The organism is Acinetobacter sp. AOR41_HL, from assembly GCF_027854645.1.
Taxonomy (GTDB): domain Bacteria; phylum Pseudomonadota; class Gammaproteobacteria; order Pseudomonadales; family Moraxellaceae; genus Acinetobacter; species Acinetobacter nosocomialis.
Window position 1 is genome coordinate 46224 of record NZ_JAKTHZ010000009.1, and the last position, 23436, is coordinate 69659.

Annotated in this window: 15 protein-coding genes; 2 read left to right on the plus strand and 13 right to left on the minus strand. The window is 41.8% G+C overall.

The genetic code is table 11. From position 1 onward, the window contains the following. Positions 1-36 precede the first annotated feature (36 nt). The 7 genes from MKL35_RS01785 to abaR form a co-directional block, all read right to left on the minus strand. Positions 37-1308 carry a porin gene (locus tag MKL35_RS01785; protein ID WP_106479634.1) on the minus strand — a complete coding sequence of 424 codons (1272 nt, stop codon included), beginning with the start codon at positions 1306-1308 and terminating at the stop codon, positions 37-39. Then, positions 1305-5051 (minus strand): outer membrane lipoprotein-sorting protein, encoded by a 3747-nt coding sequence (locus MKL35_RS01790; protein WP_106466235.1) that lies wholly within the window; start codon positions 5049-5051, stop codon positions 1305-1307. The genes MKL35_RS01785 and MKL35_RS01790 overlap by 4 nt, the downstream gene beginning before the upstream one ends. A gap of 24 nt (positions 5052-5075) precedes the next feature. Beyond that, complete coding sequence (locus MKL35_RS01795) at positions 5076-9035, minus strand: non-ribosomal peptide synthetase (protein WP_119689282.1); 3960 nt, start codon at positions 9033-9035, stop codon at positions 5076-5078. After that, positions 9032-9292, minus strand: a complete 261-nt coding sequence (locus MKL35_RS01800) for an acyl carrier protein (RefSeq protein ID WP_002054205.1) — start codon at positions 9290-9292, stop codon at positions 9032-9034. Before MKL35_RS01800 ends, MKL35_RS01795 begins: the two co-directional genes overlap by 4 nt. Continuing rightward, positions 9289-11064 carry an acyl-CoA dehydrogenase gene (locus tag MKL35_RS01805; protein ID WP_106479640.1) on the minus strand — a complete coding sequence of 592 codons (1776 nt, stop codon included), beginning with the start codon at positions 11062-11064 and terminating at the stop codon, positions 9289-9291. The genes MKL35_RS01800 and MKL35_RS01805 overlap by 4 nt, the downstream gene beginning before the upstream one ends. A 50-nt stretch (positions 11065-11114) precedes the next feature. Next, the gene (locus MKL35_RS01810) at positions 11115-13004 is read right to left on the minus strand and encodes a fatty acyl-AMP ligase (protein ID WP_106479632.1); all 1890 of its coding nucleotides are present in this window, start codon (positions 13002-13004) and stop codon (positions 11115-11117) included. Between the two features lie 681 nt (positions 13005-13685). Continuing rightward, entirely contained in the window at positions 13686-14402 is a 717-nt protein-coding gene (abaR, locus tag MKL35_RS01815) for a LuxR family transcriptional regulator AbaR (protein ID WP_004711094.1), read from the minus strand. An 818-nt stretch (positions 14403-15220) separates the two neighbouring features. Between abaR and MKL35_RS01820 the strand changes: the two genes are divergently transcribed. Continuing rightward, positions 15221-15637, plus strand: a complete 417-nt coding sequence (locus MKL35_RS01820) for a DUF4902 domain-containing protein (RefSeq protein WP_106479631.1) — start codon at positions 15221-15223, stop codon at positions 15635-15637. A gap of 63 nt (positions 15638-15700) precedes the next feature. Continuing rightward, positions 15701-16267, plus strand: a complete 567-nt coding sequence (gene abaI / locus MKL35_RS01825; RefSeq protein ID WP_209796392.1) for an acyl-homoserine-lactone synthase AbaI — start codon at positions 15701-15703, stop codon at positions 16265-16267. Positions 16268-16362: 95 nt separating this feature from the next. On the opposite strand, the gene MKL35_RS01830 is transcribed toward abaI, so the two are convergent. From MKL35_RS01830 to mmsB, 6 genes are all read right to left on the minus strand, one after another. Further along, the gene (locus MKL35_RS01830) at positions 16363-17715 is read right to left on the minus strand and encodes an MFS transporter (RefSeq protein ID WP_106479629.1); all 1353 of its coding nucleotides are present in this window, start codon (positions 17713-17715) and stop codon (positions 16363-16365) included. A gap of 119 nt (positions 17716-17834) precedes the next feature. After that, complete coding sequence (locus MKL35_RS01835; RefSeq protein WP_032010326.1) at positions 17835-18860, minus strand: enoyl-CoA hydratase/isomerase family protein; 1026 nt, start codon at positions 18858-18860, stop codon at positions 17835-17837. A 12-nt stretch (positions 18861-18872) separates the two neighbouring features. After that, the gene (locus MKL35_RS01840; protein WP_001198683.1) at positions 18873-19646 is read right to left on the minus strand and encodes an enoyl-CoA hydratase; all 774 of its coding nucleotides are present in this window, start codon (positions 19644-19646) and stop codon (positions 18873-18875) included. 21 nt (positions 19647-19667) lie between these two features. Next, positions 19668-20795 (minus strand): acyl-CoA dehydrogenase family protein, encoded by a 1128-nt coding sequence (locus tag MKL35_RS01845; RefSeq protein ID WP_032010328.1) that lies wholly within the window; start codon positions 20793-20795, stop codon positions 19668-19670. A gap of 11 nt (positions 20796-20806) precedes the next feature. Further along, the gene (locus MKL35_RS01850) at positions 20807-22456 is read right to left on the minus strand and encodes an AMP-binding protein (protein WP_032010329.1); all 1650 of its coding nucleotides are present in this window, start codon (positions 22454-22456) and stop codon (positions 20807-20809) included. A gap of 81 nt (positions 22457-22537) precedes the next feature. Then, the gene (gene mmsB, locus MKL35_RS01855; protein ID WP_031997920.1) at positions 22538-23428 is read right to left on the minus strand and encodes a 3-hydroxyisobutyrate dehydrogenase; all 891 of its coding nucleotides are present in this window, start codon (positions 23426-23428) and stop codon (positions 22538-22540) included. Positions 23429-23436 lie beyond the last annotated feature (8 nt).

Here is a 23436-nt window from a genome sequence, read left to right on the forward strand (position 1 = left end):
GATTGCGAGCTCCAGTATTACTTGAAGCGGATTATCTTAAAAATTATATCGAATCTGGGCATGTACCAGACTGTTATCTCTAAATTGTCCAAACACAGTATCATTTCTGCCCCAGAAGCGATCGCCACCTGCATTCAGCTGCCAGTGATCATTGAGGTTGTAATTAATACGTACTCTTAGTAACTCATTCGGTTTGGGCGAAAAATAGAACCCTGTTACTTCTAACTTTAAATTGTCATTCAGCAGGTTAAGTGCATAGCGCAGCATAGCTCCATACTGATTTTGCTGATATTGATCACTAATTGTTTGCTGATAACGGTAAACTTCTCTCAATAATGGATCTGTCAAGCTATCGGCAGACCTTACGTCCTCTGTATGTTTGTACACACCCATTAAGCTTAGCGTAGTATTTTTTAATGACCATTCGGGTCCCATGACCACGGTTAAATTATTTTTCTTATGCGTAAGATCTTCGCTGCCATCCGAGTCAGTCTTTGTATATGCAGCTTCACCACGCCACACGATATCGTTACGGTTATAACTGAAATCAATCCCATAGACAGACATAGGATTATTTTTCAATTGTAACGTTGCTCCTGTTGAAGATAACGACTGCAATGACAGATCAGGCATGTGATCTAAACCTGAAAAATACGATGCACCTACATCTAGACCATCTACGGAATAATCCCAACGCACTGCAAACGCAGGACGGCTCTTACGGTCTATGTCATACTGAACACCAGCAATCTGACGCAATGGAATCACATCTGAACGGCTACGCGGATACCATAATGCCGTCCATTTATTAGTTCCAGATTCAGGAATATACGTCAATTTGAGTGCGTCATTTCCAAGACGTTGATCTGTCTCATCTGGCACTAGACGCGTATAGTCACGAGGCGAGAGATTATCCGTTGGGTTAATCCCATCAGCTCTCCCCCAGACCACAATCTGGCGACCAAAGTCGAAATAAAACGTTTGATCCCAGTTATAAGATGCATACAACTCACGTAAGTTGCGATTCACCTTACTCACCTGATCCGGATTTACAGTATGGTCCGTTTCGTCTCCAATATTTATATCGTAATGGATCTTAAACGCTGGGTTAAACTTAAGCGTACCATTGGACCAGAAACTTGCTTGCCCAATATTTTTTAACGAACTTAAATCACGATCTGATGACCACACATCGAGTCTGACCGAGTTCTGGCTTACAAAACTAATTTCGCTGTCATCTGCATAAGCATGTTGCAGTAGCATAAAGCTACTACAGCATGCAAATACCCAATAGGCACCTTGCGTCATTTTTCAAGGCTCTGCGGTGAGAAAAGCTTATCGGATAAAGTTTTTTCTGCGACAAAATCATTGACGATCACTTGCGTCATATGTTGAGTTTGCAAGTTTTTCGCCATAGATTTCATAGCCTGCCATCTTGGTTTCACTTTGCCGTAAGGACGGATATCGGTGAACTCAATGTGCTTTAACGGCTTACCTGCGGTATCCCAAATGTCGATGGTTGCTGTAACAAAGTTGTCTTTGAGTATGCACATGCGACGTTTGCTATAACCAAAGTCACTCTTCACCGTATTATTGATTGGCGTTGCTTCAATCATGTAGCAATCTTTACCATTAAATTTGCCATCTGCCAGTTTCGTGTACTTCCAGTCACTGAGCTTATAGCCAAGTACATCACCATAACTAAAATCGGTACCAATAAAAGCATCGCCCTTATTCGCTGATGCTAGTCGACGTACTTTTTTCAATGCAGGCAAATAGACAAACATGCTATCACTGCCTTTTGCATTTTCAATCAACAGTGTCGTAGTGCCTTGGACATCCGCTGGCGAGATGAACTCAGTCAAACGCATATTGTTCTGAGTATTTCCAGCAAGCTTAGTCATATTTTTAGTCATACGTACACGTTGCTCACCATTTTTAGACGTCAGAATAAATTTGGCGCTAGCAGTTGAAGACAAGAACTTAGAGGCATCATCACTACGATTAACAATGTCTTGAGCCTCATCTGCATGTGATGTTTTAGGTAGTGAAAAAGTAAGTGCCGTACCCAACAAAAGGCTTGTCACGACAGTTTGTGCAACAGGAATGCTCTTCTTATTTGAAGAAAAGATAAAACGTGGTTTTAGCATCAAAATCATTGTAGGTACCATAATTAAGGTTGCAAATACACTGAAAAGCATCGCAATCACAATAAATAGCGCTAGCCATTGATGTACGTGGAAGCCCTGTGATAAGGACAGTACACCATAACCACCAGCAACCGCAGTCGCGACGAAAAGAGAAGCCTTACCAGCTGTACTTAAGGTTTTACGAACAGCATCTTTGATATCTCCGCCTTCTTCACGCAAGATTTCACGCAAGCGATAGAGGAAGTAGATGGCGTAATCCGCACCGATACCAACAGCCATAGCCGAGATGAGAGAATTTGGAATATTGAGGGGAATATTGAGCCAACCCATTACCCCAAAGATCGCAAGAATTGAGAATAAAAGGGGTGTCAGAACGATCAGCCCAGCTGAAAGTGAGCGGAAGACCAAAGCTGATATAAAGAAGACGGCAAATGAAATTTGTAGAATATTCATGAGTTTGCCGTGGACCATTGTTTCAGTTAAAGCAATAGTCTGAGTCACGTCACCACCAAAACTTACTACAGCTTTATCACCGAATTGACCTGCCATATAAGTTTTTAGAGATTCAAGGATTTCTGTAATGCGATGATTACTACCTGTTTTCATCAGAATCGTAATCTTGGCATATCGCTGAGTGGTATCAATGTAGGAATCAAAATCCGTCGGCTCACCAGACATTGAATACAACAGTAAATACTGAGCGACAACATCTTTGGTTGCAGGAACCTGAAATGCCTGTGGCTGATCGGCATTCATGGCCTGATTCATCCGTTTGATATAGTCCACAATAGAGATTGTTTTACCGACCTCTGGAATTGAATTCGCGAACTTTTCTGTATTATCAATTGCTTTGAGAATTTCAGGGTTTTCGATACCATCACGAACTTTAGTATCGACCATAATGTAAAGGCTATTTGTTCCACCAAGAGACTGATTCAAAAATCTGTCGTCTTTCTGCATTGGCAGGTCACGCGAGAAGAAATTTCGACTATCGTTATCTACTACAATACGGCTGGTGCCGATAGCAAGTAAGACACCTACTACCGCAATCGCAGTCATTAACATCATTCGCGGACGAACTGACAAAATAGCATCACCAATACGGTTTGGAATCCAATCCCATATCGGTAGACCTTTACGTTTGACCTTCGTAGCAGAAGGTGGTGGCAACATCGAGCGCAGTGCCGGAATAAAAGTCATCTCAATCACGAGTGTACTAATGATCCCGATCCCAGTAAAAATACCGAATGAACGAATAGTCGGAATATTGAAAGTTAACAGGGAGAAGAACCCAGCCGCTGCAATTCCGCCAGCCAATATCATAACAGGACCAACACGGACCAGAGATTGAACAACAGCTTCACTATTGGCAGCTTTAGGCTCCATCCCTTGAGCAAGCAAACGGTCAAAGTCTTCGTAGTACCGCTTTAACAACTGTACGGCATGACCTGCTGCGATGGCCAAAATCAAAATTGGTGTAGGCGAGTTAAAAATATCCATCGGCTGTTTAAATAGGCCCATCATACCCATACCCCATGCCACAGACAGCAAAGCTGTAACGAGTGGCAAGATCAACCCCTGCTTACTGCGAAATGCTTCAAAGTGCAATAAACCTATCACCAACACAGCAATTGGGAACAAGATATTGATACGCTTAGAATAATCTTCAGCTTTATCGAGATAGACGGGATTGCCACCAACACTGATGGTCATATCTTTAGATTGTTCGCTCTCTACAATTTTGTTGATTGGAGCCATCATCTTCTGGAAGCCTTCCGGGCTTTCCTCAAGCTCAAGCAAAATTGCAGCAGTTCTTTGATCTTTAGATACGACTGAATTCATATAGGTCGGGTTCATTGCCAACATTTTTTTCAAATGATCGATATCGTCCTGAGTTACAGAACTGGTTGGCAATAATTTCTTGGCATCAAACCCTTCCGAATTAGCCATGATCCCTTTGGCTTGGCGTGCAGCCAGACTCATCATCGTAGAACGAACTACGCCAGGTGCATTGTCAACTTCTTCGGTAATATGTTTAACTTTTTCTAATACTTGCGGCTGATAAATATCACCTTGTTTCGGTGTAATGCCGATCACGACCATATACTTGGAACCGAATTTCTTTTCGATCAGTTTGGTCGAGGTGATATAAGGATGCCCATTAGGTGCAAGTGCGCCCGGATCAATAATAATTTTTACGCCCGATGCGAGATATGCCAAGACAATCGTTAAGAGCATGACTACGGTCAGCACAATACGGCGATGGCTGAGAATCCAACGCGTATATTTTTCCATCACTGGATGAGTCTTTTGAAGTGGTGTTTCGATCTCGTGTGATTTTTTATCGGCCTCTTGTGCTGGCTCTTCAATCTCTTGTGATGGCTTCTCGATCTCCTGCGATAGCTTCTCGATCTCTTGCGACGGTTCTTCGATCTCCTGTGCTTGCTGACTCACTGCCTCATAGGTTCCACCCTTTTTGGCCAGTGCTTGGAGATTAATAAGATCTTTCTTGAACTGGGCAAGAACCATCTTTTTTAGCAGTGCATCGGGAAAGACACCAAAAAAGCCGCCTGGTTCCGCCACAAAAAGCCACTCAATCCATGTACCTTCTGGATGCGGTTTAAAGTGGTAAGTACCCGTATAAAGAAAAGGTCCTTCTAGCACTTGAAAGGCATATAATTCGTTGGGTACCAGATGTGTAATTTCACCTTTAAAGGCCAACTCACGACCAGCAAAGGTCAAACCGATTTCATACCTACTGCCCACACGCGGAGTATTATCTAGTAGCTCAGAATGCTTACATGACAATTGCCAGCTTGCATCATGACCCGGGTTGGCAAGATATTTAAAGACCTTATCAATATCGCCTGGTATGAGGAAAGCATGTTCTATGGTCACCATAGTGGTTCTACCTTCTTATATTTTTTATGCAGGAACTGGATACATCTGATCAATTGTCTGGGCCACAGCCGCCACATTCTCAGCGAACATAATCGATGAATGGTCACCAGGCAGATCCACTTGTGTAAGCGTATCTTTGATCAGTTGATCCCAACCGAGGCTTTCCCCGAAATCTTCCATCTCATCTTTAGCCTTGACCAAGAGGATCGGAAAATCTTCAGGTTCTGGGAAATAGGTCTGGAGTGCGACGCCATTCGCCAAATAAGTGTCAAAGTAAAGTCGAAAATCTGATGGATTAGCATCCAAAGGTATAACATTGATAGCTTTAGCTTCTTTAAGCACATGATCAAACATGTGATCTGAACTTAATTCGCGCAAGTATTGCGCTGGGATCGTCAGCTTTTTCCCATATGGGACAGCTAAATCACGAGCAAACCAAGACAAGAGCATGGCATCATCAGCATCTTCAGGTACATTTTCTGGAATTGGAGCACGAGTATCGATCATGACAATCCCTGTGACCTGCTGCCCCATTTGACGCAACTGACGACTGATCTCGTATGCAATCGCACCACCAAAGCACCATCCACCGAGGAAATAGGGTCCCTGAGGCTGCATCTTTTGCATTTCAGCAATATAGAGTGTCGCCATTTCTTCAATGGCTACTTCAGCGGCATCTGCTTCAATCAATCCTGGAGACTGAATAGCACGTAAAGTACGATTCGGATTGAGATGACGCGAAAGCTCCATATAACAGAAAGTACTACCACCAATCGGATGGAACAGCCACAACGGTTGTTCATAGGTTCCACGACGTAACTCGATTACGATGGAAGGTTTGATTTCTTTATTTTCACGGATGATCTCGCCTAAACTTTCTACAGTGGAGTACTGTGCTAGTAAGGCAACTGATAATTCGGTACCAAATACCTTCTTGAGATGATTGACAAGCTTCACCGCAAGTAATGAATGCCCGCCTAACTCAAAGAAATCATCATGTATACCCACTCGCTTAACTGACAAAATCTGCTCAAAGGTCGTACATAGCTCGATTTCGATCGAATCTCGTGGTGCAACATAATCATTGCTCTGCTCAAACACTGGCTCAGGGAACGCCTTACGATCTATTTTGTTACTACCCGTCATTGGAAATTCATCCAAACGGATAAACGTACTTGGCACCATATAAGCTGGGAGATGGATTTGCAGGGTCTTTTTCAAACCTGCCATATCAATCTCAGACCCTGTCACATAGGCCACCAGTTTCTGATCGTTGTCGGCAGTGGTCTTAACCAATACTACGGCATCTGTAATACCATCGATCTGTTTGAGAACATTCTCAATTTCACCCAGTTCAATACGGAATCCACGGATCTTGACTTGGAAGTCCAGACGTCCGTGATGGGTCAAACGCCCATCCATACGCAAACAGACTTTATCTCCAGTACGATAAAGTCGACCAGCATTTGGTAGAGATGGTAAGGTTCTGAATTGTGCATCTGTCAAATCAGGTCGTTGCCAGTAATCAATTGCTAGACCATCACCTCCAATCCAGAGCTCTCCCATAACACCGCGTGGGACCAACCGCTGTTGTTCATCAAGAACATAGAGCTGGGTGTTCGCCATTGGCTGGCCTAAATCAATCAATTTTGCATCGGTGATGTGAGCTGCACTCGACCATACCGTAGTTTCGGTCGGGCCATAGATATTCCAGAGACAACTTACTTTGCCCAAAAGTTTTTCTGCAAGTACAGGATCGAGTGCCTCGCCTCCGCTAATTGCAGTCATACCCGGAATACCGTTCCAGTCGCTATCTAAAAGCATTTTCCAAGAGGCTGGTGTTGCCTGCATAATATTGATCGACTTCGCCTGCATATAGTCCACCAGCAAGTTACCATCTAGCGATACCTCACGTGGGCACACATGCACCACACCGCCATACATCAACGGAATCAATAGCTCAACAACCGAAATATCAAAGGCATAAGTTGTAATCGCCAATAACTGCATATCTGGCGTTGCTTGCAGCCTATCATTCACAGACAGCAAGAAATTAGCCATTGAAGGATGCCCAATACGCACGCCTTTAGGCTTCCCTGTCGAACCTGAGGTGTACATCACATAAGCGGTATCACCAAAGGCAAGTGTCTCACGCACTTGCTCAAGGGGTACAACACCAGCTTGATTAATATCTAAATGAGGCACAGAAACATTAAGAGCATCCATTAACTCAGCTTGAGTCAAGATGACTTTAGGTTCAGCGTCTTCTACGATGTTATGCAGACGTTCTCTTGGGAAACTAGGATCTAATGGTACATATGCTGCTCCTGCCGCCCAAATTCCGAGGATTGCAGCAGGCAATAGCGTAGTACGGTCTAACATCAGACCTACACGATCACCATTGGTAATATTGTGTGCACGCAAATATTCAGCGATACCAGCGATATGCTGACCTAACTCATGATAGCTGACAGCATGATCTCTGCAGGTCGTAGCATAGTTGTCACCACGCTCGTCAATCTGCTTCAGAATCATTGCCAATAAATCATGCTTAGAATAGTCCGTAACCTGACCATGTAGATAGCCTAGCTGGATGTTATTCGCATAACTAGGAGCAATATCTAACTCAATGAGCTTACTCTCAGGATGGGTCACCATCTCCGATAGTATGATTTGCAGCAGTTGCACCATATTCTCGGCAGACTCTGCAGAGAATATTTCGGAATTGTATTTCAGTACACCAACCAGTTCACCCTGATATTCACCCCCCATTTCCAGCATAATGTCTAATTGACCTTCTTGCTGGCGAACTGGAAAGCTTCCTAAAGTCAGGTCTTGACCAACTAATGTAGCTGGATTCTGGATTGGTAAGAGTAGTTCCTTAAACTCATCCATGCCGCCTAGACGTTCCCAGAACATTCCCACCTGAGCCAATGGGTTAATACTGCCATCGCGCTTTGGTGAGACAGCCTCAACTACTCTAGAAAAGGCAACTTTTTGATGTTTTAGGCTTTGTTTTAATTGTTCTTGGACCTGTTGCGTAAATTGGCGTAAGCTCTGATCAGCATCAATGTCTACATGAAGAGCAATTGTATTGACAAACTGCCCAAGTGCATTACGCAAAGAACGCTCAAGTCTACCTGCTACTGCTGTGGCAATAACTAGATTATTTTCATTTGATAGTTTGTTCAGTAGGATATAAAAGCCAGATAGTACAAGACCAAACAAAGTGATCTCATAATCTTTCGCCAAGCTCACAAGCCCAGATGATACTGACTCAGGCACACGGAAAATCACCGAGCTACCTTTATGTTGCTGCACAGCCGGACGTGGGTAATCAAGCGGAATACTATGCACATGTGGTGCGTGCTGTAACGCATTTTTCCAGAAAAGTAGGCTTTCATCAGCATCGTCGGTCGCATTGTTCTTCTGCTTATCCGCATACTGTGCGAACTCGATTCCGTCTACTGCATTTGACTCTGTAATTAGTCCAAAGCGCTTGCAGACATCACGCAGCAACAGACCAATTGACCAGAAATCCATTAAGGCATGATGAATCACAACTGCAACCACATAATGACTCTGACCACGTTCATAACAATGAATACGCCACAATGGTGGTTGAGTCAGATCAAATGGTTGCTTGGTATCTTGTTCAACCAATTGCGTCAAATCAGAAGCTTCAACATGTCGAGCATCAGTGAAAATAATATTAGGATACACGCGATCCCAGATAAGTTGCTCAATCCCCTGTTCATTGGTAGGCATGCTTACACGCAATAGCGGGTAATCATCCATCACCGCTTCCAAAATTTCCATCGGTTTGTTGCCTAATGGTTGATTGACCTTTACATCAAAGGCCACCACCATATTGTAGGCACTGCAAGTTGGCTCAAAACGTTGGATATACCAAATACCAAGCTGCTCTGCAGAAATCGCGTGACGTGACAGAATTTTTGGCTCTAGGTGTGCAATGTTATTCATGAAGCAACTCCCTGTTGCAACTCAGAAACAAGATATTCGGCCAATGTATTAATTGTTGGGTAATCCCATAGTAATGTCGGCTCAAGTTCCAGTTTTGTCAGATCTTCTAAATCCCCAGAGACAGACAAAGCAACGATCGAATCAAGACCATAACTGGTAAATTTTTGCTCTGGATCAATCGTCTCAGGCTCTACACGCATTTCTTTGGCTACTAGTGTACGAATGATCGCGCTCCAGTAAGCTTTATCCTTATTCATGGGGTAATCTCCTCTTTAACTGGTTTGGCATCGCGCGGTGCCAATGCAAAATCGATAACAGATAACATATGGTTAGTTGAAATTCGGTCTAGCAAATCTGCCAATGTGCTTTCACGTACTGATGCCATAGGAGGAGATGTCTCTCCTTCAGCGGTATTTAAGAAAATGATCAGCCATGCACCATCCTGCAAAGCAGGCCTTAAACCATGACGGTTAAAAACCCAGAAACCCAGCACAGCAATGCGGGCAAACAGCTCGGCGTAGCCACGGGCAAGGCTAAAGCGCAGCGTTTCAAATTCGTTGCTTTGCTCAGAGTTTGAAAAGTAATCCTGAATTTTTTGATCCAATGAGCGCTGTTCAACAAGCAACTGGTTTGCTCGCTCACGTAGTGTAGAAAGCGTTTGGGCAGACAATTCTGCTGTGACATCGGTATTGTTGAGCATTTCGATGATTGTCCCGAGCGACTCCATTACCAAGTCACCATCTCGGTTAAAAATCTCAAGCTCACGAAAATCAATAGCCCCTGTCTCTACCTGCAAGTCATACAACTGGCGATAGCGTGCTTTAGCTTCGACTTGGTTGAGTTGATCGGCTTTTTTACTACGACCTTTATTGGCAGACTTGAGCTGAAAACTCAGGCTGTCTAGACAGACGGTACTGCTACCATCAAATACACTAACAATCAGATGGTCTCTGAATGCTTTTTGGTACATTCCATCAGCATATGCATTTCTTAAGAAAAAACGTGAGCCAAGCACTGAAGAAGTGATCTTGGCAAGCGACTCTACATACTCAGGTACTACGACCTTGACGATTGGTGACCATGTACTGAATTGATTGATACAAACATGTAATCCACGCGCACCAACGAGTGATAACACCTCAGCCGCTAAAAGATAAGCATAGGCGGTGGCGAGTTGCTCACGCACTAGCGGAATGTTTATCACTTTTTTGTTATATAACTCGCGCTCAATAGCAAATTCGGTCGCGATACGTAGCATCGTGTCACCCGCTCCGAGCGAGAAACTACTGCAATATGCACGTGTTACCTGTAGCGTCTTGAGACCAAGCTCCAAGCCCTGGCCTTCTTCACCGATTAGAGCGTCTTTGTGAATTTCAGCATTATTAAAACCAATACCGCTAATATCTAGACCACGCATACCCACTGTTGGCAGACGGTTCAGGCTATACGTTCCTTTCGAAGCCATTTGACGCTTATCGAGCCAGAATGCACTCAAACTACGCGGTCCACGATCATTCGATGTTTTAGCAATCAGACTTAAAGAGTCACCTAAAGTGGCGCGATTGATCGACCATTTTTCACCATTTAAGACATACTTGCTTTCACCAGATTGTGCAGTCACTTCACTAGATAACAGATCTGCACCATGTGCTTTTTCACTATAAGCTAGTGCTGGCGCAGCACCACTTAAAATTCGGTTAGCGATGTTTTGACATTGATTCGCATTCCCACCGATCCATACGATCACAGACCAAGCATTCGTACTATAGGTCGAATTGATGGTTAGATCACGTCGTGCTAACACACGATGCAGATATAACAACTCTTCACCAATTTCCATGCGCCCCCCAAGTTCTGAAGGTACATAGAAACGGTTCATGCCCACCGCATTCAGAAAATCAACAGCACGCTGAGGATACTGTTCCTTTTCATCACGCTCGATGGCAGCGGACCAAGAAAAATCATTGTTGGTATCATGTACGGAGCCTAAAATTTGCTCCAGACGAGCAGCAGATTGAAACTGCCGCAAATTGGAAGTAAGTGACATGAATTTTCACTCAAATGATTAAAGGGTAAGGGTTAAAACAAAGCACTTTTCAGACGATTAAAAATCAGCGTGCGCACTTCACGTTCCTTGATCATTGAGTTGAGTAGATTGGAGCTATAACGAATCAACTGCCCCCGCTGCTCACGATCACGGATGACGTCTAAGCCGTTCTTGATATAATTTCGAGCAATCACCGTTCTACGGTTTGGATGGGTCAAACAGACCAGCTGACCTCGCTCGATCTGTTCTTTAATTTTTCTTCTTCTAATTTTGCCGCTAGTCGTTTTATTTATTCGGCCTTGATGCAATAAATAGACCCCTTCTACAGGCAAGCCAATATCAGCTGCCACTTGTTCTTTAACCTGAGTCCTGATGTTTTCAAAATTAAGAGTCTTGTTTAATGACTTCTTCTTGATCTCAAGTACAACCGTAACACCCTCAGAATCAGCAAAATTTACTGCTGCAACACAGCCTTTACGAACAGCAGGATGTGCCATTTCAACAGAGCATTCGATATCTTGTGGGTAATAGTTTTTGCCACGGATAATAATTACATCCTTAAGACGGCCAGTTACATACAGGTCTCCATCTTTGATAAAGCCCATATCACCCGTTCTTAAGTAATATTCTTTACTTCGCTGACCTGCTTCATCAAGGATCGTTGCTTCAAAGGTTTCCTGATTGATCTCAGGCTTCTGCCAGTAGCCTGCTGTGACACTCTCTCCTGCTAGCCAGATTTCACCAACTTCATGAGCTGCTACTTCTTTATGGGTATGCGGATTAACTATGCGGCAATCAATGTGCGCCGAGATCTTGCCGCAGCTCACCACTTGCACCGCGGTCTGATCCTGACTGGTTTGTACCAAGTGGGCATTCAACTTATCACGATCAAGAGAAATTGCATTGAGAGGGCCAGTCACACCACTGACTAAGAGCGTCACTTCCGCCAAGCCATAGCATGGCAAGAAAGTATCTAGTTTCAGTTTGGACTGAGTATTGAACTTCTCCATGAAACGCTGCATAACATGCGCTTTGATTGGTTCCGCACCGTTAAATAGTACACGTACGCGGCTCAGATCAAGCGTTGCTGCGTCTTCATCTGAAATACGATGCAAGCACAACTCATACGCAAAGTTTGGACCACCACTGATCGTGACGCCTTTTTCACTAATAAATTGTAGCCATTTAAGCGGCTTACGTATGAAGTCCAGAGGTGACATTACATAACAAGTTAGCCCCACATACACGCTCTGCAAAACCGAGCCGATCAATCCCATATCATGATAAACAGGCAACCATGTAAGGCCGATATCATCAGGTTGTGTACAAAAAGCTTCCGTAATCATGGCTTCATTTGCCATAATATTTTTGTGGGTAACAATTACACCTTTAGGCCAACCGGTCGATCCTGAAGTGTATTGAAGGAAACAAACATCATCTGCATCAATATAAGGAAAATCCTTTTCCACCAAGTCTCGCTGAAATTCCGTATCAACAGCATGTAGTATTAAACTTTCATTTTGAGCTTTTAATGTAATTAGGCCGGATAACTCAAGAATCTTTTTTGTTGTGAGCACGATTTTTGGCTCACAGTCATTCATAATATTCAAAATATTAGAAAAACCATTGCGATTAAACGGCAGGCTAACTGGTACTGCGATAATTTTAGCTTTCAGACAAGCAAAGAACGATACGATAAAGTCTAGCCCCGGTTCGAACAGCAAGACTGCACGATCACCACTGTCTACAAGGTTCATTAATATCTGAGCTTGGTGTTGAACTCGCTTATTCAGATCTGCATACGTTAGAGATTGAATCCCACCAGATTGGCGTCCCAAATACTCAAAAGCAGTCTTACCCCCATTTAGGTTCGCGTGGGATTCCAAAGTTGCAATGATATTATCCGTACACATTACAGCCATAACTTACTCCGATTAATTATAATTAACCCTTAAAACCTGCTGATTCAGAAATTAATTTCTAGTTGGGGGTTTTAATAAAAATGAATATACTTTTTCTTTAAAATATAAATTCACATTATATTTTATGCACAAGTGTCCTTTATTACACCTGTAAGGGTTTACAGGTTAGATGTTACTTATTGAAAAATAAGAAGCTTAAATATTTTTAAAAATTATTTTTTATTCAGTTATATAGTTTAAGAACTTTTAAATAATTAAAAAAGCGACCATTCTTTGATCTACTTTTAGATACTCTTAAGTAAAATTTTTTAATCTTCAGATCATTACTCAGTTTTTCTTCTGCTGCGTTTGTTTTAATTTTTTTAGTTTCTATATGAGATATAATTTATAGTTCTTTTAAAGATAAATTATCAAATAATATCAACTCTCGTACAATTTTACTTTTAAGATTAAATTATTAATACCGCCTACTTAATTTTATTTCAGATAATTAAAATTTAATTTATACATTACTATAATAAACTATAAATAATTTTATTTAAAATAATAGACTTATTCCTTACTTTAAATTCATAGATTAACTTTTTAAAATAAAAACTTAAGATACACATTATAAAAATATTTAAATAAATATCATATAATTATTTATTTTATAATACCCTATATTCTTTATATATCTTTTTATAAAAGTCCCAGCATTACTGCTCGAATAGCTGCTGAAATTTTATTATTTACATTTAATTTTTGCATCGAGTTACAAAGATGAAAATTTACAGTTCTTTCAGTAACCCCAATAATCTGAGCAATCTCTGCTGAGGTTTTACCCTCTGCTGTCCAACGTAAAGCTTCTTTTTCTCGGTTCGTTAAATAAAGGTTGAACTGAGAGAACTCTACATCATTGACAATTTTAGCAATGCTGGAATGCACTGTTTGAGTCAACCAATACATATTTGTATATTGTGCTTTTTGCTCTTTTTCTGATAATTGATCGGTGGATCTTGCTAGTGTTAACATCCCTCTCGTCCCAATAAAATCACGACTTGACTGAGCCCAACCGACATTTAAACCATAAGAACGCGCCTCTTCCCAGAAATCTTTTTCTTCTTGTGTTTTTGCATTTTGACTCGACCAGACAAGAGGTTGAAGTGATACCATACAATGCTGCACAGTAGGGTCTACCTTCACGTAACGTTGTTCTATATAGCGCTTTTGCCATGCCTGAGGATAATTATTCAACATAATTGTTTTTGGTTCAGCAATAGACAGCGGTGACTGCATACCATAAGCACAATAATCAAATCCAAGCTTTGACGCTGTAGATTTGACTACTTCAAACAATTCATCTTCATTTTTTACGACCAAAAATGCTGATAATAAATCCTCTTGCCAACTTTCCATTTGCTCTCATTAGGCTCCATTCAGAAATTATTTTTTGTTCAGTTATCTCTTGTGAATCCAAATAATTAAATTGAAGCGTAGGGCTATTTTTTTACCTTTATTTCAATAGAACTCTACAAAAATCTAAAAGATTATGAGGCTGTCAAAATATTTCCACTACTTCATCTTCTTTTATTACTTTCTCAATTGCAGATTTTGAACTCATCATCCAATTAACAACACTTTTAAGCCCAAATGGTTGTAAATTATTCAGATAAACTAAATTTCTGAAAGCCTTTAAGGTTGTTATATTCAATATACAGATTATGCTTGAAAAAATTAAATTTTACAGGATGCATTTTATTCCAAAAAACATAGTTTTTAAAATAAAAAAACAATGCTCATTATTTAATCTTGAAATTATATTTTATTAATTTAATTAAATAATACATTTCAACAATAACCCAAGAAATATAATTTTACCAATCATTATATATTCAAACTAAAAAAATAAATAATTATTTAGCAAATCAAATAATTACATGGTGGCTTATTTTAGTTAAAACTATTGTTTTAATAACAAGTATAAAAGCCACCTAAAAAAGCTAAAAAAAGTAAGTCAATTGAGCATTGTCAAAAGTATTTTTTATATTATAACTACAAGATAATCATTTTTTACTTTAGCCAACCTTAATACTTGAATAATCTTCCAATAAGAATAGCTTAACGATATAGGGCATCAAATTATATTTAACCTGTTAAACATAACAGTATTTAATTGGCAATAATTTATGGTATTTATCAAAAGATTTCTAATTCAGGGTACTTGAACAGGTAGCATGGCCAACATTACCCCTCATTTTTCAATTTCGACAGATGGTTTTATTCGTATGAATGAGAACCAACTCATGAATTACCCTTTTCAACACGTTGTATCTATCGTTGAATCAGCCCAAATTGAAAAATCTCAAATTGTTTATTATGGTTTTACTGAATGGGCGACATTAAAAACTCCTGCTTTAAATACAGGATGGGACTGGGAATTCGTTGAACAAAACGGTTTTGTTACTTTAAAACGAACTGGTCTGCCTAGAAGCAATATTATGATTGTTGATATATCTGGTACAGATATTGGATTTGATATCACTGAAACATTAATCAAAAGGAAGATAGATACTTTGTTCTGGGAACAGTTCATTTATGCTCAAATCAATACAAGCTTAATCAAGTCTAAAGTAAGTCTGAATTTCTCTTAGAAACCTGTAAATTTTTACAGTTACCGCCTTTCCAGCTGTTCAGTAAAGTCACATCAAAAATAAGTGGAAGCACTTGTAGTGAATATTATTGTTGGATTTCAAAACAATTTTTCAGAAGGCTTATATAGCAAATTTAAAAGTTACCGTTATAAGGTATTTGTTGAGCATTTAGGATGGGAGTTAAACTGCCCACATAATGAAGAACTCGATCAATTTGATAAAGTCGATACAGCTTATGTGGTCGCTCAAGATAGAGACTCTAATATTATTGGCTGTGCCAGATTACTACCTACGACTCAACCGTATTTACTTGGTGAAATATTTCCTCAATTACTTAATGGAATACCTCTCCCGTGTTCCCCAGAAATTTGGGAATTATCAAGGTTTTCAGCCGTAGATTTTTCAAATCCGCCTACAACAGCAAGTCAAGCAGTGTCAACGCCAGTTTCAATTGCAATTCTGCAAGAAGCGATTAACTTTGCAAGAGCACAAGGGGCCAAACAACTTATTACGACCTCTCCTCTTGGTGTAGAGCGTTTATTACGTGCTGCTGGTTTTCGTGCCCATCGTGCAGGCCCACCAATGACGATTGATGGCTATTCTATGTTTGCCTGTTTAATTGATGTGTAATGGTTTAAAGGTTAACTCTTGTCTCTCGGACATGAGTTAACCTGGTTTTTTTATAATCAAGAAATACGCTTATTGCGAAGAATAAATAACGCGTATCAATCAATCTTGGTTTTTAAATTTAAGTTTGTCTTTTTATAATAAGTTTCATCCGTTTTAGGGTTTCCATCACGCGGCATAAATGATGTCGATATAATTGCAATGACAGCCATACTGCCAATATAAAGCATAATTAAATATGGGTTACCTTGCCCAATACTGAGCAGCTTGGTGGCAATCATAGGGGCTAAACCACCACCCAAAACACCTGCCAACTGTACTGAAATCGAGATACCGCTGTAGCGAATTTCCGCAGGAAATTGACGCGCAAAAAGCTGAGCTTGTGGCGCATACATAATCGGGAACACTACACCAATTGCCAAAACAATTGCCGTCCAGACCAGTATCGGATCTTTGGTATTGAGCATGCTAAAAAATGGATAAGAATAAAGTGCCAATACACATAGACCAAACATAAACATATTGCGTTGACCGACTTTATCGGACAAATGTCCGCATAACGGCGTCATAAATAAAATCACGGCTGCACCGCAAATAGTGGCAAACAAAATGTCTTGTCGTGGAATACCTAATTGTGTGGTGGTGTAAGCTAGCGTAAAAGTTGAAGCAATATAGAACCATGCATTTTCAGCAGCTCTCGCCAAAATAATGGTGATGAGTTGCTTTGGATGATTTTTAAAAACCTGAAAAGCCGGAACTTTGACTTCTTCGGACTGTTGTTTTACTTTTTCAAAGTCTGGTGACTCAGGCACTTTTACACGAATATACCAGCCCACTGCCAGTAAAATAATGCTGGCAAGAAATGGTAACCGCCAGCCCCAGCTAAACAGTGCTTGCTCAGGTAATAACGATACCAGTCCTAGTGCGATTGAGGCAAGCATTAAGCCCCCACCGGTACTGGCTTGAGGTAAACTTCCCCAGAACCCTTTACCACCTTCGGGTGCATGTTCCACTGCCATAAGCACGGCACCGCCCCATTCACCACCCATGGCCATACCTTGAATAAATCGCAAGATCACCAAACCAATTGCAGCCCAATATCCAATTGATTCATAAGTTGGTAAGAGGCCAATCAGTACGGTTGGAATTCCCATGAGCATCAGCGTTAGCAACAACATTGACTTACGACCGATCTTGTCACCGAAATGACCAAAGACCAAGCCACCTAAAGGCCGCCCAATAAACCCAACAGCATAAGTTGCAAATGCTGCAAGCACACCTGTAAGTGGGTCCAGATTTGGGAAAAATAGCTTGTTAAAAATGAGGGCTGCTGCTGCGCCATAAACAAAAAAGTCATACCACTCAATCGTGGTGCCAACCATGCTAGAGATGCCTGCTAATCGATGTGACGACTTTTTAGGATGTGAACCGTTTCCATGTATTGTTTGCATCGTAATGTCCTTTTTAGATTTTCTTGTTTTGTCTTTTTATGCTTATGACCTGTCCTGACCATAAGCATGTTCAGGTCTCGCTTGATCTCCTTAAGCTTTTTGTGTGTTTTTAAAATGGGTTAGCTTAGTTTTTCTAAAATTTGCTCTAACTCCGGATTACGTTCTTGCCAACGTGGTTGTTTATCTTTATCAACAATGAGCGCACGAACGCCCTCAATAAAGTCACCATGCTCAAACCAAATGTCCTGTAAATCGCGCTCAAGCTGCATACACTGCTGTAGCGAAAGGCCGCGCCCTAAATATTGCAGTTTCAAGCTGGTTTGTTTGGCAATAAATGAACGCTGCTGCAAAATACTAAGCATCTTACTCGCCCAAGTCTTTAAGCTTTCATCCTGTTCATTTTCAAGGCTTTGTTCAATTTCATCTAAATGCTGAAATCCAAAATGTTTACGGATGCCTTCGGCAAGTTGTTTAAGCTCACTTTCGGCAGGCCGAGTAATAAATCGGGTAATGATGCGTTCAATTCCCTCTTTGCTTAAGCTTGGCGCTTCGACGAGAGCGTTTTGTAAATCTTGTAACTGCTCGCTTGGTACATGGTAGTCAATTAAGTCGAGATAGAGCGCATCGCTACTACTAATCTGCTCACCCGTAATTGCCATATAAACGCCAATATCATCAAGGCGAGACAGGAAATGAGTTGCGCCAACGTCCGGGAAAAAACCAATCGCTGTTTCAGGCATGGCAAATCTGGACTTTTCACTGCTTACCACAATGTGACACGCCTGAGCCAAGCCAAAACCACCGCCTAATACATAGCCATCAAGCACAACGATGATTGGCTTTTCATATTCGCGCAGTGTATTGAGCATTTTATATTCGGCACTAAAGTAGCCTTTATAATCGGCTGTGCCATTTTTATAACTGTCGTAGAGATAGCGAATATCGCCACCTGCACAGAAGGCTTTTGGGCTATTTGATTTGATTAAGATCGCCTGAACATCAGCATCATTTCGCCACAACTCCAATTGGGCGCCAATACCTTCAATCATATCTAGCGACAATGCATTGAGATGAGTCACACGATCTAAGGTGATCACGCCGAGTTTACCTTGTCGCTCAATCATTAAGTGATTTTCTGTATTCATTTTATTGATCTCTTACTGATTTTTAAAATTTGCCTGCCGTTTTTCAACAAAGGCCTGCATGCCTTCTTTTTGGTCCGCAGTTGCAAAAATGGAGTGGAACATGCGGCGTTCAAAACGTAAACCTTCGGTAAGATTCACTTCAAAAGCTCGGTTAATGGTTTCTTTGAGCATCATGTTTGCAGTTAAAGACCGTGCTGCGATTTTTTCAGCGGCTTGCAAGGTTTGTTCAAGTAATTCTTCTTTACTAAACACACGTGCAACCAAACCACTTTGTTCTGCCTCTACTGCGCCCATTTGACGAGCGGTAAGGCACATTTCCATTGCTTTAGCTTTACCAATGGCATGCGTTAAACGCTGTGTCCCCCCAATGCCCGGAATTACCCCTAAAGTGACTTCGGGTAAACCAAACTTGGCGTTGTCAGCACAATAAATAAAGTCACACATAAGCGCCAGCTCACAGCCACCACCCAATGCATAGCCACTCACCGCAGCAATTAAAGGTTTACGGCGCTGTGCAATACGATCTGCAAGATGAAAAAAATCATCTAAATAAATATCAGGAAATGCCAAATCGGCCATTTCTTTAATGTCGGCCCCTGCGGCAAAAGCTTTTTCTGAGCCGGCTAATACGATGCAGCCAATTTCGCGATCTTTTTCGAGTTGATCTAATGCCTGATTAATTTCGCTAATTAATTCACTATTTAAGGCATTGAGCGCTTGAGGGCGATTTAATGTAATCAATCCAACCCCATTACGCTTTTCTAATAAAATACTTTGCCACTGCATTATTTATTCCTTATTCTGGTTTTATAGACTACGTGCGATGACTAAACGTTGGATATCACTTGTGCCTTCGTAAATTTGACAAATACGCGCATCACGATAAATACGCTCAATTGGGAAGTCTCTGAGATAGCCATAGCCACCAAACACTTGTAAGGCACTTGAGCACACACGTTCCGTCATTTCTGAAGCAAATAACTTGGCCATTGAAGCTTCGTTGAGACACGGTTGGCCTGCTTCTTTGAGACGCGCAGCGTAGTGAACCAGTTGTCTCGCTGCTTCAATTTCGGTTGCCATACTGGCAAGGCGAAACGCGATAGTTTGATGCTCAAAAATTGGTTTTCCAAAAGTAATACGCTCTTTGGCATAACGAGTTGCTTCTTCGAGCGCTGCCCGTGCTAGACCCACTGCTTGTGCGGCAATACCAATACGCCCACCTTCTAAATTGGCAAGAGCAATTTTCAGACCCTCACCTTCTTTACCTAGCATGAGACTTTTATGGATGCGTACATCTGTCAGCGCAATTTGGCAGGTATCTGAAGCATGCAGACCTAGTTTTTCTTCAACACGAATCACTTCATAACCCGGTGTTTCGCGTGGGACTAAAAAGGCACTAATACCTTTTTTGCCCGCGCTCAGATTGGTCACGGCAAACACAATAATGACACCGGCATTATTACCCGAGGTAATAAACTGCTTGGCACCATTTAAAATGTAATCGTCGCCATCTTTCACCGCACGGGTTTTGATGGCTCCCGCATCCGATCCTGTATGCGGCTCAGTTAGGGCAAAAGCACCGATCATTTCACCTTGTGCCAAAGGCTTTAAAAAGCGCTCTTTTTGCTCGTCGGTCCCAAATTTTAAAATAGGCACACAACCAACCGAGTTATGTACACTCATGATGGTCGAGGTTGCCCCATCTGCTGCCGCAACTTCCTCGAGTGCCAGTACATAGGCTAAGTTACCCGTATCTGAACCGCCCCATTGCTCTGAAACAAGCATACCCATAAAACCGAGTTGCCCCATTTGAGTCAGAGTTTCTTTTGGGAAAGTCCCGTCTCGGTCCCAATCGCTGGCATTAGGCTTGATTTGTTCTTGGGCGAAACTTTTCGCCATATCACGAATGAGTAATTGTTCTTCGGTAAATTGCATTATTATTTCCTTTACCCTGCTTTAGCTTGTTGTTTAGCAATTTCTTGATTACGCAATAAAAAGCGCTGAATTTTGCCACTTGGAGTTTTAGGTAATTCACTCACAAATTCAACTAATCGTGGGTAAGCATGTGCAGAAAGTCGTCTTTTCACAAACTGGCTGAGTTCTTCAGCAAGTGCATCTGAAGGTTGTACTCCCGCAGCTAAAATTACAAAAGCCTTAACGACTTCAGTACGATCTGGATCAGGCACGCCTATTACTGCGGCTTCAATCACAGCATCATGTTCAAGCAGTGCGCTTTCTACATCAAAGGGCCCAATACGATAGCCTGATGTGGTGATTACATCATCGCTACGGCCGACAAAACTCATACTGCCATCGGCATGAAGTTCGGCAGTATCACCCGTTAAGTAGTAATGACCGACGAAAGGCGATTTTCGGCTTTCTTTATAGCCACCAAACCACATCATTGGAGACTGGCTAATGTCGACTGCTAAAATTCCTGGTGTGTCTGGCGGAAGTTCTTCGCCTTGTTCATTAACAATCGCAACACGATAGCCCGGACTTGGGAAACCTGCTGAGCCAGCATGAATTTCATGTTTTAAACCATGATGATTACACACCACCATGCCGACTTCGGTTTGTCCGTAATGGTCATAAATTGGAGCGTCTAAGACTTGTTTAAACCAACGAATGACTTCCGGATTAAGCGGTTCACCTGCACTACTCACCACACGAAATTGGCCTTTTAATGGTGCCATTTGTACCGGATCTGCTGCCATCATCATGCGGTAAGCTGTTGGTGCACCTGCCAAGTTGTTAACTTTATAATCTTTCACAATTTGGCATAAGCTATCGGTACTGAAACCACCTTCATAGAACAAAGTAGCGTGGCCTAAAAATAACGGCCCAGTAATCGCATAGTACAGGCCATACGCCCAACCTGGGTCGGCAATATTCCAAAACGAGTCCTCTTCGGTTAGACCAATGGCATCTTGCATATATCGCCCAAAGGCAATGAGTGCTTTTAATGGCACTTCCAAGGGTTTAGCAGGCCCTGTTGTGCCTGAAGTAAACATGAGCAAGAAAGGATCTTGAATGTTACGTATTACCAGATCACATTGATCGGACTGTTGCTTCACTTCATTCCAAAAATTAAAATCCCCTGCTTTAAGCGCAGTACCTTGAGCATCGGCCACCGTCATAATTGCAGGACATTTTTCAATTTCGTCGAGCTTGCTACGGTTACCCATATCGGTCACCACTAGCTTACTTTGTGCAAGCTGAATACGGTGCTCAATCGCTTTTGGGCCAAATGCAGTAAATAACGGTTGATAAACTGCACCAATTCGCCAAGCTGCCAAAATAGTCACAATCAGTTCAGGTGTTCTTGGCAATAAGCCTGAAATACGGTCGCCTGCTTTTACACCTCGAGCTTTTAAAAAGTTAGCAAATTGACTCGACCACTCTTTTAGCTCACGGAAGGTATATTGCTCTTTGCGACCGTCTTTTCCTTGCCAGTACAGCGCGATCTTGTCGCCATCTGCATGTCGATCACAGCATTCATAACAAGCGTTTAGTGCATCGAGTGAACCTGACAACATCTGTTTAGCAGTGCTTTCCAAATCGAAAGCCTGTACAGCATTTTGATAATCCATCATATCTTTTCCCTCAGTCCGGATTTGTTGTTATTCACGACAGGGTTTGATTTATTGGTTTAAAGCCATCCTTTGGCTTTACCGTTATGCCTCTTGTGGTAGGTATTGCTGAATAATGCTCGAAAAATCGAGATTGGCATTACCACGCATGCACATTTGCTGATAAAGCTGTTGCACCATACCACCTAATACAACAGGCTGTTTGACTTGGCCTGCGGCTTCTACAGCGAGTCCTAAATCTTTTAGCATTAGCTGAGTTGCAAAACCGTCTTGATAGCCTCGAGATGCGGGCGCATTTTCATTAATGTGTGGCCATGGGTTACATACATCCGAACTCCAACAACGACCACTTGAGGTGTTAATTACCCCTGCCAATGCTTGTGGGTCGATGCCTAGCTTCACACCGAGTGCCATGCCTTCGGCTACTGCAGCCATTGAAATGCCTAAAATCAGGTTATTGCAAATTTTGGCAATTTGTCCTGCACCGACATCACCACAATGAACAATATTTTTGCCCATATGGCTGAGCACAGGTTTTACTTCGTTAAAGGTTTGATCATCGGCACCGACCATAAAGGTTAAAGTTCCAGCTTGAGCACCAATGGTCCCGCCGGAAACGGGTGCATCACAAATTTTAATATTTTTACTCTGTGCAACAGCAGCAATGTCTTTTATGGTTTGCGGGTCAATGGTGCTGCTATCAATGCATAAGCTACCTGCTTTTAACACTTCCAAGACACCATTTTCACCCAAGTAAACCTCTTTAACATGCTTTGCGGCAGGCAACATGGTAATGACCACATCTGCTTGTTTAGCTGCATTCTGGGGACTATCGCAGACTATGCCACCTGCCTCGGCGAAGTGCTGTATAGCAACTTCACTGAGGTCGTAACCATAAACTTTGAGTCCGGCTTTTAATAGATTTTGGGCCATTCTGCCGCCCATATTGCCTAGACCGATAAAGGCGATATTCATCCGTGATC